A 16416-nucleotide genomic window follows, 5' to 3' on the forward strand; every position below is an offset into this window, starting at 1 on the left:
GGGTGACGATCGCGGCGACCAGGGACGAAGGACGGTTCACCGCCCTGGACGGGCTGCGCGGCGTCGCGGCCCTGGGGGTGCTGCTCTATCACATCGCTGATTGGTCGGGCCGGCGCGGGCATTTCGCGCACGGCTACCTGGCGGTCGATTTCTTCTTCTGCCTCAGCGGCTTCGTGCTGGCCCACGCCTTCGAGCAGCGTCGCATGGGTTTCGGCAAGTACCTGGTCGCCCGCTGGGTGAGGGTCTGGCCGATGCTGGCCATCGCCACGGTCGCGGGCGCGCTGCTGACCGGCAAAGGCGACGCCGAGACCTGGGTCGATTTCGCCAAGGGCCTGCTGCTGATCCCCAAGTTCGCGCCGATGGAGGCGGGGACCTTTCCGTCGCTGTTCCCCTTCAATCCCCTGGCCTGGTCGCTGTGCCTGGAGGTGCTGGTCAGCTTGGCCTGGTATCCGTTCCGCCGCGCGCCGGACATGGCGGTGATCATGTTCATCCTGATGTCGGGCGCGGCCCTGCTGTTCGTGGCCATCGGCATGGGCGGGCTGCAGACCGGCTGGGACCAGGCGACCTTCGGCCTGGGCGTGCTGCGGGCTGCCTTTCCGTTCGCCATCGGCTGGATGTGCTGGCGCCATCGCGCCGCCTTCGCCGCCCGCAAGACCTGGCTGCCGGCGGCGCTGCTGCTGGTCGTGCTGTTCCTGCCGGTGTGGCCCAGCCGGATGGCCAACGGCCTTTACGACTTCGCCTGTTCAACCTTGCTCTTCCCAATGCTGGTGCTGCTGGGCGCCTATGATCCCGGCGGCCGGCTGGCCAGGCTGTGCGAGCGGCTGGGCGGGGTGTCCTATCCGCTCTACGCCCTACACTGGGCGTTCTGGTACGTGATGATCTCGATCTATCCGAACGGCTGGAAACGCGATCTGCCGCTGTGGTTCTGCGTGCTGGCCTTCTTCGCGCTGCCGACGGCCTCCTGGGCCGCCTGGCGCTGGGTGGAGACGCCGCTGCGCGATCGTCTCAAGCGACTGACCGGAACCTGAGACGAGAAAATCGTCGCCCGCTGGTGTGCATCCGGCGAGGATGTGCGTCATGCACTCCGGGAAAGCTGTCGAGACGGACCGTGCGGGCCAAGAGTGAACAGGACCTGGGGAGCTTGGATCGGCGCTATCGGCCCGCGCTGATGGCGTTCTTCATGCGCCGCGCCGCCAGCCACAGCGACGCCGAGGACATGACCCAGGAGCTGTTCGCCAAGCTGGCCCTGACCGACGGCGAGCGGTCGATGGACAACGCCGACGCCTATATCTTCCAGATGGCCGCCAACCTGCTGCGCGACCGGGCGCGGCGCGAGCGCGTGCGGTCGAGCTACAGCGCCGCCATCCGCGCCGAGCCGCTGGACCTGGAGCCCCTCGATCCCGCCCGTGTGCTGATGGGGCGCGAGCGACTGGGCGAGGTGTCCGACGCGCTGCGTGAGCTGCCCGAGCGCACCCGCGCCATCTTCCTGCTGTTTCGGCTGGAGGGCATGAAGCAGGCCGAGCTGGCCGAACTGTACGGCATGACCACCAGCGGCGTGCAGAAGCATATCCTCAAGGCCATGGGCCACCTGACCAAGCGTACGAGGGCCGGGGAATGAGCGGGCCCGACATGAACCACACGCCCGCCGAGGAAGCGCTGGACGCGGCCGCGGCCTGGTGCGTGCGGCTGGCCGAGGGCGAGCTGTCGCCGGCCGAGCACGCTGATCTCCAGGCCTGGTTCGCCGCCGATCCGCAGCATCGCGCCTTGCTGGATGATGCGGTGTCGGCCTGGCGCGCCGTGGACGAACAGGCCATGAGCCCCGGCATGGTCGCCCTGCGCGGCGAGGCCCTGGAAGACCTGCGCCGGGCGCAGCAGGCGCGTTGGTCGCGCAGGCCCGGACGTCGCGCCGTGATCGGCGGCGCCATCGCCGCCTGTTTCGTGGCCGCGCTGGCCGGGGGCGGGCTCGCCTGGCGCGCCAGCCTGCCGGACGTCTATCGCACCACCGAGGGCGAGCGCCGCATCGTCGAGCTGCCCGACGGCTCGCGCGCGTCGCTGGATGCGGCCACCGTGCTGCGCGTGCGCTACGATGGCGGTCGCCGCCGGCTTTGGCTGGACGAGGGGCGCGCCAAGTTCTCGGTGGCCAAGGATCCCCTGCGGCCGTTCTCGGTGGCCGCCGACGGCAAGCTGGTGGTCGCCACGGGCACGACGTTCAGCGTCGAGCGCCTGCCGGGCCAGATGCGCGTGGTGCTCTACGAGGGCCACGTCGCCGTACTGGACGGAGAGGGCGCGCGGGGTCGTCCGCCGCCGTCTTTGAAGGTCGACGGCGCGCCGGCCGAGCGCCTGCTGACGCCCGATCATGAACTGGTCGCCTCGACGACCTCTGGGGCGACCGTGGTCTCGGCCACCGATCCCTCGCGCGCCGCCTCGTGGGAGAGCGGCCAGCTGGTGTTCCAGGACGAGCCCATGGACCTCGCCGTCGAGCGGGTGAACCGTTACGCTCGCGAGAAGCTGCGGATCGCCGATCCGGCCGTGGGACGGCTGAAGATCAGCGGGGTCTTCACTTCGGGCGACACACGCGCCTTCGTCGACGGCGTCACGGCCGTGCTGCCGGTGCGGGCCGAGCCGGCTTCCGGCGAGACAGTGCTGCGGATCGCCAGGGGGCAAAGTGACCGGGGGCAAAAAAAGATCAGCGGCGCTGGTGAGTCTTCCGCCGACTGAGGCGTCTCACTGACCAAAGCGCCGCCAAATAACAATGATCGGCGCGAGGGAGGGAAGTGATGCGCAAGAGCTTCGACCGCCGCCTCGTCTGGGGCTCCACCACCGCCGTCGTCCTGGCGGCCCTGATCGCGCCGAGCGCCGGCTACGCCCAGGCGCGGACGACGTACAGCTTCGACATTCCTGCCCAGGACTTGGGCGGCGCCCTGCGCGCCTTTGGTCGAGTGTCCGGCCAGCAACTGGCCTTCGACGAGACCCAGCTGCGCGGCAAGCGCAGCGCCGGCCTCAAGGGCAGCTATTCGGCCGACGAGGGCCTCAAGCGCCTGTTGGCCGGATCCGACATGGTGGCCCAGCCCACCGCCAGCGGCGTCTACGCCATCCGCGGCCGCAGCCTGCTGGTCGCCGCCAGCGCCACGGCCCAGGCCGCCCCGGCCGTCGCCGCCGAGCCTCCGGCCCAGCCCGAAGCGCCTTCGGAAGTGGAAGAGGTCATCGTCGTCGGCACCCCCGGCGGCGCGGGCATCGACAAGCTGTCCGCCAGTTTCGCGGTCAGCACCGTCAACGCCGCCGACATCACCAAGGCCTCGCCCAAGTCGAGCGCCGAACTGCTGGCCCTGGTGCCCGGCGTCTGGGTCGAGACCTCGGGCGGCGTTGCGGGAGCGAACGTCTTCGTGCGCGGCTTCCCGGCCACCGGCGACGCCGAGTTCCTGACCATCCAGCTGCAGGGCGCGCCGATCTATCCGCCCTCGACCCTTTCGTTCCTGGAGAACTCTTCGATCTTCCGTGTCGACGAGACCATCTCGCGGATGGAGGCGCTGCGCGGCGGTCCCAACCCGATCTTCTCCAACGGCCAGCCGGGCCTGACGACCAACTTCATGCTCAAGGAGGGCGGCGAGGAGACCAAGGGCCTGGTGAAGGCCTCGACCTCCGACTACGGCCTGCGCCGCGTCGACGGCGTGGTCAGCGGCAAGCTGGCGGATGACCTGTTCTTCATGGTCGGCGGCTACGTCACCCGCTCGCCGGGCATCCGCGACACCCAGTTCGACAGCGAGAAGGGCCAGCAGTTCACGGTGAACCTCACCAAGAAGCTGGAGAACGGCAAGATCAACCTCTATGCCCGCGCCACCGACGACCATGGCGCCTGGTACCTGCCGTTCGCCATCAACGTGCCCGGCGTCGACAAGGGGACCTACACTCAGCTGGGCGAGCTTTCGCGTCACCAGACCTTGCAGGTGCACGCCAACGGCGCGACCCGCAGCTTCGACCTGGCCGATGGCCGCGGCTGGAAGGGCCATGTCGCCGGCGGCAGCTTCGAGCACGAGTTCGGCGACGGTTGGACGGTGCGTGACCGCTTCAGCTTCACCAAGGGCGACGCCAACACCTACGGCCTGGTGCCCGACGGCGGGGCGGTGACGGCCGCCTCGGTCGCGACCGTGATCGGCGGTCCCGTGCGCACGCGCGGCGGAACCGCGCTGGGCGCCAACGACTATGTGCAGGCCTGGGGCGCCTGGATCGTCGAGAAAGAAATCGAGGCGCTGACCAACGACTTCAGCGTCTCCAAGTCCTTCGGGACCCACGAGGTCTCGGCCGGCTACTACGCCTCCAGCTTCTCGTCCGACGACTTCTGGACCATCGGCAACTTCCGGCCGATGCAGGTGAAGGCCAATGGCGACTATCTGGCCGCCAATGTCAGCTGCGCCAACCTGGCCACGGCCGGCAGCGGCACGGGCTGCTGGAACTACGGCCTGGTCTCGGCCGGCGACGGGCGCGTGGACGCGCTGTACCTGGCCGACGCCTGGCAGGCCACCGAAGCCTTCCGCATCGACCTCGGCTTGCGCCGCGAACGCTTCAAGACCGACTACGTGGTCGACGACGGCAACGGCTATCCCGACGGCCTGGCCATCCGCACCACCGACTACAGCCAGAGCAAGACCTCCTACACGGTGGGCGCCAACTACGACCTCAACGACGTCTCGGGCGTCTTCGTGCGCTATTCGCGGGGCTACAAGTTCCCCAGCTTCGACAACTTCCGCGAAAACCTGACCGACACCCTGAAGGTCGACCAGTACGAGCTGGGCTACAAGCTGCGCAGCGGGCCGTTCGAGCTCTATGCCACCGGCTTCGCCAACGAGTTCAAGGGCGCCAAGTTCGCCGACGTCGGCGGCATCCAGGAGAGCAACGCCAACAAGGCGCACGGCATCGAGCTCGACGGCCGCTGGCGGTCGGACTTCGGCCTGTCGCTGGCGCTGAACGGCACCTTCCAGAAGACCGAGATCAAGCAGTCCTCGATTCCCGCCAACGCCGGCAACAGCGCCCAGCGCCAGCCCGACTGGCAGATCCGCTTCACGCCTAGCTGGGACGTGCAGCTGGGAACCGTCGACGCCACCTTCTACGGCACGCTCAGCGCCGTCGACGACCGCTATGGCGACAACGCCAACACCCAGGTGCTGAAGGGCTACGAGAAGCTGGATCTCGGCGCGATCTTCCGCGTCGCCCAGTTCGACGTGCAGATCGCCGCCGACAATCTCACCGACAGCCACGGCCTGACCGAGGGCGATCCGCGCTCGACCAGCGGGGCCAACGCCCGGCCGATCCTGGGTCGCTCGGTGCGCTTGAGCGTCGGCTACAACTTCTGAGGCCTTCGCGGGTTCTGTCCTGCAACGGTTCCTGCGCGCGGGCCGGCTTCCTCCCTGCCGGTCCGCATTTCTTTTCTTCGATGAGGCCCTGATGATCCGCGCCCGCCTGCTCGCCGTCGTTTCCGCCGCGGCCTGGACGGCCATCGCGCCGTTCGCCTTGGCCCAGACGCCGGCGGCGCAGATCCCGACGCCGGCGGACACCTACCAGGAGTTGTTCCACCAGGTTCAGACCCGGCGGCTGTTTCCCGACGGCAAGACCTTCGTGGACGCCACGCCCAAGCGCGACCCGGCCGCGATCCTGAAGGACTACCGCGCCAAGTCCCGTTTCACCGACGCGGAGCTGAAGCGCTTCGTGCGCGCCAACTTCGTCGTGCCGGAGGCCGGGGCTGCACCTGCGCCCAGCGCCGAGCGCACCACGCTGAAGGCCCATGTCGCGCAGCTCTGGCCGCACCTGACCCGTGATCCGGTCAAGCCGGTGGCCGGGGGCTCGGCCCTGGCGATGGACAAGCCGTTCGTCGTGCCCGGCGGGCGTTTCCGCGAGATCTACTACTGGGACAGCTATTTCACGATGCTGGGCCTTAAGCTCGATGGGCGTTCGGATCTGGTCGGGAACATGATCGACGACTTCGGCGGCCTGATCGACGCCTACGGCCACATCCCCAACGGCGCGCGCACCTACTATCTCAGCCGCTCGCAGCCGCCGTTCTTCTACGCCATGGTCGGGTTGTCCGACGCGAGCGACCCGGCGGTGGTCAAGGCGCGCGTCGACCTGATGCGGCGCGAGCACGCCTTCTGGATGGATGGCGAGAAGACCGTGACCCCTGGTAAAGCGTATCGCCGCGTCGTCGCCCTGCCGGGCGGGGCGGTGCTGAACCGCTATTACGATGACCGCGTCACGCCGCGCGACGAGTCCTACCGCGAGGACCTGGAGACGGCTCGCGAGGCCTCGCTGGCCACGGGCCGTCCGCCCGCCGAGGTGTTCCGCGACCTGCGGGCCGGGGCCGAGAGCGGCTGGGATTTCTCCTCACGCTGGATGGCCGACGGCGAGCACCTGAAGACCATCCGCACCACGGCCATCGTTCCGGTTGATCTCAACAGCCTGATGTACGGTCTGGAGGCCGCGATATCGGCCGGCTGCGCCCGGATCGCGGACACCGCCTGCGTCGCCGAGTTCGGCGGCCGCGCCAAGGCCCGCAAGGCGGCCATGGACACGGTGCTTTGGGACGCCTCGCGCGGCGTCTATCTCGACTGGCTATGGACCGGGGGCCAGCGGGTCGACACCGTCAGCGCCGCGACCCTCTATCCGCTGTTCGTCGGTGCGGCCTCGCCCGACCAGGCCAGCGCGGTGGCCGGCGTGACGCGCGCGCAGTTGCTGGCCTCGGGCGGCCTGCGGACCACCGTCAATCGCACCGGCCAGCAGTGGGACACGCCCAACGGCTGGGCGCCATTGCAATGGGTGGCCGTCGCCGGCCTGCGCCGCTATGGCGAGACCGCGTTGGCCTTCGACGTCTCAAGCCGCTGGCTGGCGACGGTCGAGCGCGAGTACCGGGCCAGCGGCAAGATGCTGGAAAAGTACGACGTCGAGGAGGCCAAGGCCGGCGGGGGCGGGGAGTACCCGCTGCAAGACGGTTTCGGCTGGACGAACGGCGTGACCAGGGCGCTCCAGGAGAGCGCGGGAAACTAGAGCTCCGGCTCGTCGCCGCCCAGGCGCTCGATCTCGGCGACCAGGCCGTCGATGTCGAGGATGGTCAGGGTGCGGCCCTGCTTGGCGATCAGGTTGCGGCTTTCCAGCCGGTTCAGCTCGCGGGTCACGGCCTCGCGCTGGGCGCCGGCCAGGACGGCGATCTCGGCATGGGTCGGCGCGCGCAGCAGCACCGCGCGATTGTCCTCGATGCCGACGTCGGTGGCCAGGCGCAGCAGCTCCATCTGCACGCGACAGGGGGCCGAGACGGCGTTCAGCTCGAAGACCCGGCTGCTCAGCGCCCGCACCATGGCGGCCAGGTCCTCCATCACCGCGCGGGTGAAGTTGGGCGAACCGGCCATCAACTCGGCGACCAGCGGCTCGGGCAGGCGTCCTACCACGGCCTCGGTCAGGGCAGTGACATTGGCCGAGCGGGGCAGGCGGTCGATGGCGGCGATCTCGCCGAAATAGGAGCCCGGTTGCAGCCGGCGATAGCCGACCTCGCGTCCCGAACGCGCGTACTGGTTCACCAGCAGGAGGCCCTGGACGACGACATAGATCGCGCCGCCCGGATCGTGCCGCTGGACCAGCCGCGCGCCGCGGCGCACCGACAGGATTTCGATGCGCGAGGCCAGGGCCTCGACCTCGGCGGGGGGCATGTGACGCAGCAGCCGGCAGCCGGCCAGCGCCTGCAGGCGGGAGGCCTGATCGCCGAAGCCCGTCGCATTCGAAGCGCCAGCGGTGGCGGCGCTCGAGGAAGAGTCCATAATCGCCGCTCCTGAGTTCGCGTACGGGGAGAGTCGAGGGGCAATGGGGGACTTAAACTACAAGGCCTTCATCAGCTACAGCCATGGCGACGGCAAGCTCGTCGATTGGCTGCACAAGAGGCTGGAGGCCTATCGCCCGCCAAGGGGCGTGGGTCCGGCGGACGCGCGCCCGCTGCGCCCGATCTTCCGCGATCGGGCCGAGCTTTCGGCCGCCGCTGACCTGGGCGGTGCGATTCGCGAGGCGCTGGATCGTTCCGAGCACCTGATCGTCGTCTGCTCCGAGGCGTCGCGGCGCTCGAAATGGGTCGGCGAAGAGATCCGTCACTTCCTGTCGACCCACGGTCCGCAGCGGGTGATCTGCGTGCTGGTCGATGCGCCGGAAGGCGGCGGCGAGGTCATCGACTGCCTGCCGCCGGTGCTGCGCGAGGCTTTCCCGCCCGGCGGCGAACCCCTGGCCGCCGACCTGCGCCCGGGCGGCGATGGCCGTCGCCTGGCCTTTTTGAAGGTCGCTTCGACGCTGCTGGGCGTTCGGCTCGACAACCTGATCCAGCGCGACGCCCGTCGTCGCCAGCGCTGGATGGCGGCGACCACGGCCGGCGCGCTCGGCGTGGCCGTGGTCACCGGGGTCCTGGCGGTGGTCGCCTTCGACGCCCGTCGCGAGGCCGAGGCCCAGCGCGCCGAGGCCGAGGACCTGGTGGCCTACATGCTGGGCGACCTGCGCAAGAAGCTGGAGCCGGTCGGGCGCCTGGACGTGCTCGACGGCGTCGGCGCGCGGGCGCTGGCGCACTACGCCCATGTCGACGCCCGCGACCTCGACGACGAGGACCTGTCGCAGCAGGCCAAGGCCCAGACCCTGCTTGGCGAGATCCGTGACAAGCGCGGCGACCTGAAGGGCGCGCGGCAGGCCTTCTCGCAGGCGGCCCTGACGTCCGAGGCGCTGTCGAACCGCAATCCGCAGGACGGCAAGCGCCTCTACGACCACGCCCAGAACGTCTTCTGGCTGGCCTATGTCGACTGGCGGCTGGCGCGCACGGCCGACGCCGAGGCGGGCTTCCGACGCTATGGCGAACTGGCCGAGCGGCTGACGAAACTCGATCCGAACAATCTCGACTGGCGGATGGAGGTCGCCTACGCCCGCAACAACCTGGGCACGCTGCTTCTGGACGAAGGCCGCAGCAAGGACGCCCTGGCGGCCTTCGACGACGCCCGTATCCGCTTCGAGGCGGCGGCCAAGGCGTCGCCCGACGCGGTCCAGCCGGTGAAGGATCTGGCCGACGCCCACGCGTGGCTTTCGGACACCCACTATCGCTCGGGCAACCTGGCGCAGGCCTACGAGCAGCGCGCCATCGCCCAGTCCATCGTGGCCGGGCTTCTGAAGAGGGATCCTGAAAACCGGCCGATGGCCGCCAAGCTCTATGCCGGACAGCTGGCCCTGGCCCGCCGGGCTTTGGACCTGGGCCGCGTCGAAGAAGCGCGCCGGCTGGTCGATGGGGCCCGGCGCGGCTTCCGCGACCTGACCGCTCTGGATCCGGAGAACGCCACGTGGCTGGACTACGCAGCCAATGTGGAGCTCGACGCCTTCGACGTCGCCTTCGCCGCCGGCGATCTGCCGGCCGCACGCGCGGCGCATGCCGAGGCGGTGCGCCGCATCGAGCGACTGCGGTCGCTCAATCCCGAAGTCTATGCCTGGATGGCGAGGCTGAACGGAAAGCTCAGGGTGCAGGCGATCCGCCTGGCCGAGAGGGACGGCAGGCCCGAGGCGGCCAGGGCCGCCGCGCGCGAGATCGAGCAGTCGCTGGCGAGTCGAAAGAAGGGCGAGGGCGACGCCCAGCTGGAGGAATGGCTGCTGGGCATGGCCCGCCTGACGCAGGGGCGTTCCGCCGAGGTGATCAGCCTGCTTGGACCGCGTCGCGAGGCCCTGTCGCCCGAGACGCTCTACGTCCTGGCTCGCGCCCTGCACGGCCAGGGAAGAATTTCCGAGGCCTCGGCCATAGTGAACAAACTTCGTTTACACGGTTATGCGAGACCCGACTTCGTTGCGTTTTCACGCGATTCATCTTTAGGTTAACTCGCCTATAGGGGGAATTTTCTATGCTCAGCCACAATGGCGCCAACCCGGAGCCGGATCTGGTCGTCGACATCATCGTCGGCTTCGATGGCAACCTCAGCTTCATGGACCTGGCCCCGAACCCGCCGGAGCCGCTGGACCTCGACCTGCAACAGCGCTGCGTGCTGCAGTTCCGTCTCAGCGACGATCTGCTCTCGAAGGGCTGGGGCTTCCAGCCGACCCCGATCTCGTTCGAGAACGACTGGGGCCAGAACTTCTCCAGCTACTACTGGACCAACTACACGCCTCCGGGTGCGGAAGAGCCGGTTCCGTACGCCCAGTTCAAGGTCGTCTACGAATGCAAGCGCATGGGCATCTTCGTCTACAGCCTGTTCATGCATGACGCCCTGGGCCAGGCGATCGACCTGGATCCGCTGATCGAAAACGGCACCGGCCGCTAAGCTGAGCGCCGAAGCGTCTTTCGACGAGCTCGCCGCGCTGCTTCGGCGCGGCGAGCATCTTTCCGCCTACGATCTGGCGCGGCGGGCCCTCGATGAGGGCAGACACTCGCTGATCCTGGCCCACGCGGCCGTGCTTTCGCTGGCCCGCGCCGGCGCCGCCGACTTCGCCCGCGCCGAGTTCGTGCGCCTGGGCCTGGCCAGTTCCGACGATCCCGAAGCCCTGTCGCTGGGCGCGCGCCTGCTGAAGGACGTGGCCCTGGCGGCCGACGGCCAACGCCGACGCGCCTTCGCCCGCGTTTCGGCCCGCGCCTATGTCGCCACGGCGGTCAACGGCGGGGGGCGCTATGGCCTCGTCAACGCCGCGACCATGAGCCTGCTGGCCGGGGACGCGGCGCGGACCGCCGAGCTGGCCGCCGCCGCTCTCGACGCCGCCGGCGCGGCCGCAGGCGAAGGCGAGGCCGGCTATTTCGATAGCGCCAGCCGCGCCGAGGCGTTGTTTCTGTTGGGAAGACGCGAAGAGGCCGCCGACATGCTGGCCGCAGCCGTCGCCGCCGCGCCGGGCAGCCTGTCGGCCCATGCCTCGACCCTGCGCCAACTGTCGATGATCGCCGGCGAGATCGGCGCGCCGACCGCCTGGCTGGAGATCCTGCGCCCGCCCGCGACGGCTCATTTCACCGGGCACATGTTCGCCGCCCGCGCCTTTGAGGACGAAGCCGCCATCAAGGCCAGCATGGCCGATCTGGTCAGGGCGCAGCGGATCGGCTTCGGCTATGGCGGCCTGGCCGCCGGCGCCGATATCCTCTGGGCCGAGACCCTGCTGGCGGCGGGGGCCGAACTGCACGTCGTCGCGCCCCTGGGCCTGGCCTCCTACGTCGAGACTTCGGTGCGGCCGTTCGGCGAGCACTGGGTCGGGCGGTTCGAGGCCTGCCTGGCCAGGGCCGCCTCGGTGCGGTTCGCCGCGCGGGACCCCTATGCCGGCGACGACGAGGTCTTCGCCTACGCCAGCCGCTTTGCGATCGGCTGCGCGATCCTGCGCGCCGAAGGCCTGTCAACCCGCGCGGTGCAGATCGCCGTGTGGGACGGGCGCGAGTCGACAGGACCTGCGGGGGCCGGCGCCGACGTCGCCTATTGGCGCGAGACCGGACGGCCCCAGGCGATCCTGCCTTTCGAGCGGCCCGCGCCTGATGCGCCGACCGTCGTTGCGTCGACCGAGCCCGGCGAGCGCGGGGTCAAGGCGATGCTGTTCATCGACGTGCGCGGCTTCGGCGCCCTGCACGACGCCCAGGTGCCGGCCTTCTTCGAGGTCGTCATGGCGGGCATGGCCGAGGCCATCGCCGGCCTCGCCGCGCCGCCCGAGCACGTCGAGACCTGGGGCGACGGCGTGTTTCTGGTCTTCGACCGGCCGTCGGACGCCGCCGAGGCCGCGCTCGTCCTGCTGGAGGCCCACCGCCGCCTGAACCTGCGGGCGCGGGGCCTGCCCCGCCATCTGGCGCTGCGGATCGGCGGGCACTACGGGCCGGTGCACCTGCGCGTGAACCCGATCACCGGCGCCCAGGCCGTCGTCGGCGCCCACGTGGTCGTCGCCGCCCGCATCGAGCCCGACGTGGCGCCCGGCGCGGCCTATGTCAGCGAGGCCATGGCGGGCATCCTGGCCACGCGCCACGCCGACCGGTACCGCTGCGGCTATGTGGGGCGAACCACGCCCCGCAAGAGCTTTCCGCCGGTCTCGATCTTCAATCTTTCCCGCCGCTAAGACCTCGCCGCACCCCCCTGTGAAAAATTGCACAGCGGGGCTGTAGGGCTTGGGACATTCTGTCGCAGATCAAGGACGGCCGGGCCGAAAAGCCTCCAGAGCGGACGTCCAGCGATCAGGGACCCGGAGCCGTCTCGCCATGATGGCTCCGGGTTTCCCAGGCCATTGGCGCGCGAGGAAGTCTTGGGGGGCTCTTCGCATGCGGGGCGGGGGCCGCTCGTGACGCTCGCGAGCGGCCCATCGCCGACCCCAGGGTGGAGTAGCGGCGTTGCGAAGCATCGAGGACCGACGGCTTGAGCCGCGGGGCTGGCGATGAACGGGCTTCTGCTCTTCGCCGGCGACGCCAGCGGCCGTTCCGCCCAATCCGGAAACCTGTTCGATCTGGGCCTGGCCGATTGGCGCGACGTCGCCGCGCTCGGCCGTGTCGCCGCTGAAACCCGCGCTGCGTTGCGCGCCGCGCGCCAGCGTCGCGACATCGTCGACTTCCTGGGCGAGGTCGTCGGTTCGGCTCTCGAGCCCCGTCGTGGCGGCCGCGCGGTCGAGGCGGGCGAACTGTGCGCCGAAGCCCAGCGCTTGCTGGCCGCCTGGACCGATCTCGACGCTGTCCTGGAAGGGCAGGGGCTGGATCTCCAGCTGGGCATGGCCGCCTTCGCCCGCGACCTGGTCTCCTACGGCCGCGACGTCGCGCCGTCCCTTTATCGGCAACTTCTGGCCGGCGATCGCAGCGCGGCGCTGGAAGCGCTGCGACTTCAGGTCCGCATGCGCGCCGACCGCGCCACCGCCCTGGCGGCGGCGATGCGCGGCTTCGCAACGCGCGCCGGCGCCTTCGCCGCGGCGTTCGCCGGTTTCGAGCGCGATCCGGCGGTGCGGATCTGGCTGCGCGAGGCGCCGGAGCTGTGCCTGGCCTACGACGATGACGGCGCGCCGCATCTCGAACCCGTCCGGGGCGGCGCCGCTCGCCAGTTCTGGCGACTTCAGTTCGACCAGGCCGCCGACGCCCATCGCCTTCGCTCGGCCGCCGATCCGGCGCTGGGCCTGCACATCACCGCCGACGACAAGCTTTGGACGCTGGCCAACGCTTCGACGCCGTTCGGCTTCCCGCTGATCAGCGAGGGGCCGCCGCCTCGGGTGGGCGCGCAGGACGACCTGCCGACCGGCGCCGATCTCTTCCGCGTGCCGCCGCGCCAGGGCGCGACGCTGGAGAATGTCGCCTTCCCGGGGCACGCGCTCGACGTCGCCGAGGTGCAGGCCGGCGCCCCGCTGCGCCTGTGGGAGAAGACCGGCCTGCCCGCCCAGCAGTGGGCGTTCAGTCCCGCGCCGCGCACCCGTCGCGAGATCACCCTGCACGACATCGTCGCTCCGGCGGCCGGCCTGGCGACGACGGTGGCCGGGGTGCGAGGCCTGCGCGGCGACTGGAACGCAGTGCTCGACGACCTCGAGGCGGGGCTCGCCGCGCCCGAGGCCGCCGCGCCGGACCTCGACGCCGTCCTGCTCGGCTGGGGCCGGATGGCCGACGCCGCCGAGGCGGCCCTGGCCGAGTTCGAGGCCGAGGCGCGCGCGTTCGACACGGCGAGCTCATGATCCAGCTTTCCGCCCAGCCGCAGCCCGATCGCCTGAGGACCGAGCCGCGTCCGATCGAAAACCGGCGCCCCTCCCTGGACCGTTGCAGGCAGGCCGGCGAGCTGGTCGCCCGCGCCTTGGCCCGCGAGATCCGCTGAGGCCCGTTCCAGCAAAAAGAGGCTTGCCTGCACCGGCCCGGGGCGAAACCGTCGCCCGCCGCGACTAGAGCGGGAATCGGAGGGGCAGATGAAGAAATCGGACTTCGGCGGCGCGTCGCTGCGCGCCCTGGCGCTGGCGACTGCGTTGACCGCCATGGCGCTGTCCGCCGCTCCCGCAAGCGCCGCCCCGGTTCCGGCCGCCGCCGCGCCCGCCACCACCGCCAGCCTGCTGCCGGTCAAGACCGACGCCGCCAAGGGCGCGGTGCTGGTCACTCTGCCGGCGCCGGACGCCGATGGGATCTCGGGCCGCTTCCTCTATCAGCCCAGCCTCAGCGGCGGCCTTGGCGCGACGCCTGTCGGCCTGGACCGCGCCGCCACGGGCGACACCCAGGTGCTGGTCTTCCGCCGGGTCGGCAAGCGCGTGCTGGCCGAGTTCGAGAACTTCGGCTTCCGCGCCATCGGCGGCACGGTCGAGGAGCAGCGCACGGTGCGCGACAGCTTCCCCGGCTCGGTGGTCTGGTCGGGCGAGGTGGCCAGCGAGACGCCCGACGGCGGCTTCACCGTCGATCTGGCCGGCTTCCTGCTGCGCGACGCCTTCAACATCGCCGGCTCGCTGAAGGACGCCAAGCAGGGCGGCTTCAAGGCCGCGCCGACCCTGAGCTATGTCGATCTTGGCCATGTCGGCGTGTTCCCCGACAACCTCGAGTTCGAGACCCGCCAGACCTTCACCGCCGACGATCCGGGCGGCGAGGTCTCGGGCATCGTTCCCGACGCCCGGGCGGTGACCTTCGGCGTCCATCACAGCTTCATTCGCCTGCCGGGACCGGGCTTCACCCCGCGCGCTTTCGATCCGCGCACCGGCACCTCGGCCCAGGTCCTGTTCGCCGACTACGCCGTCGGTCTCGACCAGCCGACCGTGCAGCGCCTGGTGCGCCGCTTCCGCCTGGAGAAGGCCGACCCGACGGCCGCGAAATCGCCGGTCAAGAAGCCGATCATCTTCTACGTCGACCGCGGCGCGCCCGAGCCGGTGCGCGGCGCCCTGGTCGAGGGCGGCCGCTGGTGGAACCAGGCCTTCGAGGCCGCCGGCTACATTGACGCCTTCCGCGTGGAGCCGCTGCCCGAGGGCGTCGACCCGATGGACGCGCGCTACAATGTCGTGAACTGGATCCACCGCCAGACGCGCGGCTGGTCGACCGGCACGACGGTCGTCGATCCCCGCACCGGCGAGATCGTCCGCGGCGTGGTGCAGCTGGGCTCGCTGCGCATCCGCCAGGACCGGATGATCTTCGAGGGCCTGCTGGGCGCCGACAAGACGGGCAAGGGCGGTGCGGACGACCCGATCCAGATCGCGCTGAACCGCATCCGCCAGCTTTCGGCCCATGAGATCGGCCACGCCATCGGCCTGTCCCACAATTTCGCCGGCAGCGTCTACGGCCGCGCCTCGGTGATGGACTACCCCGCGCCGCTGGTGAAGATCGACGGCGACCGCCTCGACCTGTCGGACGCCTACGCCAAGGGCGTCGGGGCCTGGGACGCCTTCGCCATCGACTGGCTCTACTCGGAGGGCGCGCCGGGAAGCGACGAGGCCGCGCGCCTCGACAGGCTGGCCCGCGACGCCCAGGCCAAGGGCTATCGCTATGTCTCCGACGCCGACGCCCGGGGCGCGGCCTCGGCCCAGCCCTATGGCGCGCTGTGGGACAACGGCGCCGATCCGGTGGTCGAGCTCGACAACGTCATGGCCGTGCGGCGCATCGCCCTGTCGCGGTTCGGGTTGAACAACGTGCCGGCCGGCTCGCCCGCCGCCGACCTGCGCCGGGCCCTCGTGCCGATCTATCTCTTTCATCGCTACCAGGTCGAAGCGGCGGTGAAGTTCGTCGGCGGCGTCGACTACGGCTATGCGGTGGTCGGCGATGGCCGCGAGGCCGCGCCCGCAACGCCGGCCGGCGACCAGCGCCGCGCCCTGGCGGCCCTGGTCCGCACGCTGGACCCGGCGGCGCTGGACCTGCCCGACCCGCTGTTGTCGCTGCTGTCGTCGGGCATGTCCGGCTCGCGCGACAAGGCCTACGCCATCGAGATCTTCCCGACCTCGGGGGCTTCGGTGTTCGACCTGCCGACGGCCGCCGAGACCGCCGCCGACCTGCCGTTGTCGCTGCTGCTGACGCCGGCGCGCCTGAACCGCCTGGTCGAGCAGAAGCGCCGCGACGCGGGGCAGCTGGATGTCGCCGAGACGGTCGACGCCCTCCTGACCGCCGTGGCGCCGGGTGGTGCGCAGGCCGAGGGGCGCACAGGCGAGCTGCGTCGCCGCGTGCGCGGGCGCCTGGTCGGCGATCTCGTCGCCGTGCTCGACGACAAGACCCTGTCGCCCACCGCCGCCGCCCAGATCGACGCAGCCCTGCTGCGCTACGCCAAGGCCCTGGCCGGCTGGAAGGGGCAGGGGGCCGAGGCCGATCAGGCCGCCCGCATCTCGCGCCTTCTGACCTCCGGCGACCGCAAGGCCCTGGCGGCTCCGCGCGCCGGCGCGGTGGAAACCTTGCCGCCCGGCATGCCGATCGGCGGGGAGGACTGCTGGTTTTGCGCGCCTGGTTCGTCATGAGGGAAGGGCGCGTCTGAAAGCGCCCGTTTCGAACGAGGACGACCGCCC

Annotated in this window: 12 protein-coding genes; 11 read left to right on the forward strand and 1 reads right to left on the reverse strand. The window is 70.7% G+C overall.

What is annotated here, in order from left to right:
• Nucleotides 1-2 precede the first annotated feature (2 nt).
• The 5 genes from SGCZBJ_RS19900 (at nt 3) to treF (ending at nt 7032) form a co-directional block, all read left to right on the forward strand.
• Nucleotides 3-1028 (forward strand): acyltransferase family protein, encoded by a 1026-nt coding sequence (locus tag SGCZBJ_RS19900; RefSeq protein ID WP_240621582.1) that lies wholly within the window; start codon nt 3-5, stop codon nt 1026-1028.
• Between the two features lie 113 nt (nt 1029-1141).
• Complete coding sequence (locus tag SGCZBJ_RS19905) at nt 1142-1618, forward strand: RNA polymerase sigma factor (protein ID WP_240621583.1); 477 nt, start codon at nt 1142-1144, stop codon at nt 1616-1618.
• Complete coding sequence (locus SGCZBJ_RS19910; protein WP_240621584.1) at nt 1615-2718, forward strand: FecR family protein; 1104 nt, start codon at nt 1615-1617, stop codon at nt 2716-2718. The genes SGCZBJ_RS19905 and SGCZBJ_RS19910 overlap by 4 nt, the downstream gene beginning before the upstream one ends.
• 59 nt (nt 2719-2777) lie before the next feature.
• Nucleotides 2778-5348, forward strand: a complete 2571-nt coding sequence (locus SGCZBJ_RS19915) for a TonB-dependent receptor (protein WP_101719680.1) — start codon at nt 2778-2780, stop codon at nt 5346-5348.
• A gap of 91 nt (nt 5349-5439) precedes the next feature.
• A complete protein-coding gene (gene treF / locus SGCZBJ_RS19920; protein ID WP_101719681.1) occupies nt 5440-7032 on the forward strand; it encodes an alpha,alpha-trehalase TreF in 1593 nt (530 codons plus the stop codon).
• Here treF and SGCZBJ_RS19925 read toward each other — a convergent pair.
• On the reverse strand, nt 7029-7796 hold the full coding sequence (locus tag SGCZBJ_RS19925; protein WP_240621585.1) for a Crp/Fnr family transcriptional regulator: 768 nt from the start codon (nt 7794-7796) through the stop codon (nt 7029-7031). The two genes, treF and SGCZBJ_RS19925, sit on opposite strands and share 4 nt — an antisense overlap.
• 43 nt (nt 7797-7839) lie before the next feature.
• Between SGCZBJ_RS19925 and SGCZBJ_RS19930 the strand changes: the two genes are divergently transcribed.
• From SGCZBJ_RS19930 to SGCZBJ_RS19950, 6 genes are all read left to right on the forward strand, one after another.
• Nucleotides 7840-9864, forward strand: a complete 2025-nt coding sequence (locus tag SGCZBJ_RS19930; RefSeq protein WP_101719682.1) for a toll/interleukin-1 receptor domain-containing protein — start codon at nt 7840-7842, stop codon at nt 9862-9864.
• Between the two features lie 23 nt (nt 9865-9887).
• Nucleotides 9888-10304, forward strand: coding sequence for a hypothetical protein (locus SGCZBJ_RS19935; RefSeq protein ID WP_101719683.1), 417 nt, complete (start codon nt 9888-9890; stop codon nt 10302-10304).
• Nucleotides 10305-10434: 130 nt separating this feature from the next.
• Nucleotides 10435-12057: an adenylate/guanylate cyclase domain-containing protein gene (locus SGCZBJ_RS19940; protein WP_240621586.1), complete on the forward strand. Its 1623-nt coding sequence runs from the start codon at nt 10435-10437 to the stop codon at nt 12055-12057.
• Between the two features lie 312 nt (nt 12058-12369).
• Nucleotides 12370-13638 carry an RICIN domain-containing protein gene (locus SGCZBJ_RS19945; RefSeq protein ID WP_101719685.1) on the forward strand — a complete coding sequence of 423 codons (1269 nt, stop codon included), beginning with the start codon at nt 12370-12372 and terminating at the stop codon, nt 13636-13638.
• Nucleotides 13635-13775 carry a hypothetical protein gene (locus SGCZBJ_RS25760; protein ID WP_165799390.1) on the forward strand — a complete coding sequence of 47 codons (141 nt, stop codon included), beginning with the start codon at nt 13635-13637 and terminating at the stop codon, nt 13773-13775. The genes SGCZBJ_RS19945 and SGCZBJ_RS25760 overlap by 4 nt, the downstream gene beginning before the upstream one ends.
• A gap of 88 nt (nt 13776-13863) precedes the next feature.
• Nucleotides 13864-16368 carry a zinc-dependent metalloprotease gene (locus SGCZBJ_RS19950; protein WP_101719686.1) on the forward strand — a complete coding sequence of 835 codons (2505 nt, stop codon included), beginning with the start codon at nt 13864-13866 and terminating at the stop codon, nt 16366-16368.
• Nucleotides 16369-16416: the final 48 nt, after the last annotated feature.

The sequence above is a fragment of the Caulobacter zeae genome (genome assembly GCF_002858925.1).
Lineage (GTDB): Bacteria > Pseudomonadota > Alphaproteobacteria > Caulobacterales > Caulobacteraceae > Caulobacter > Caulobacter zeae.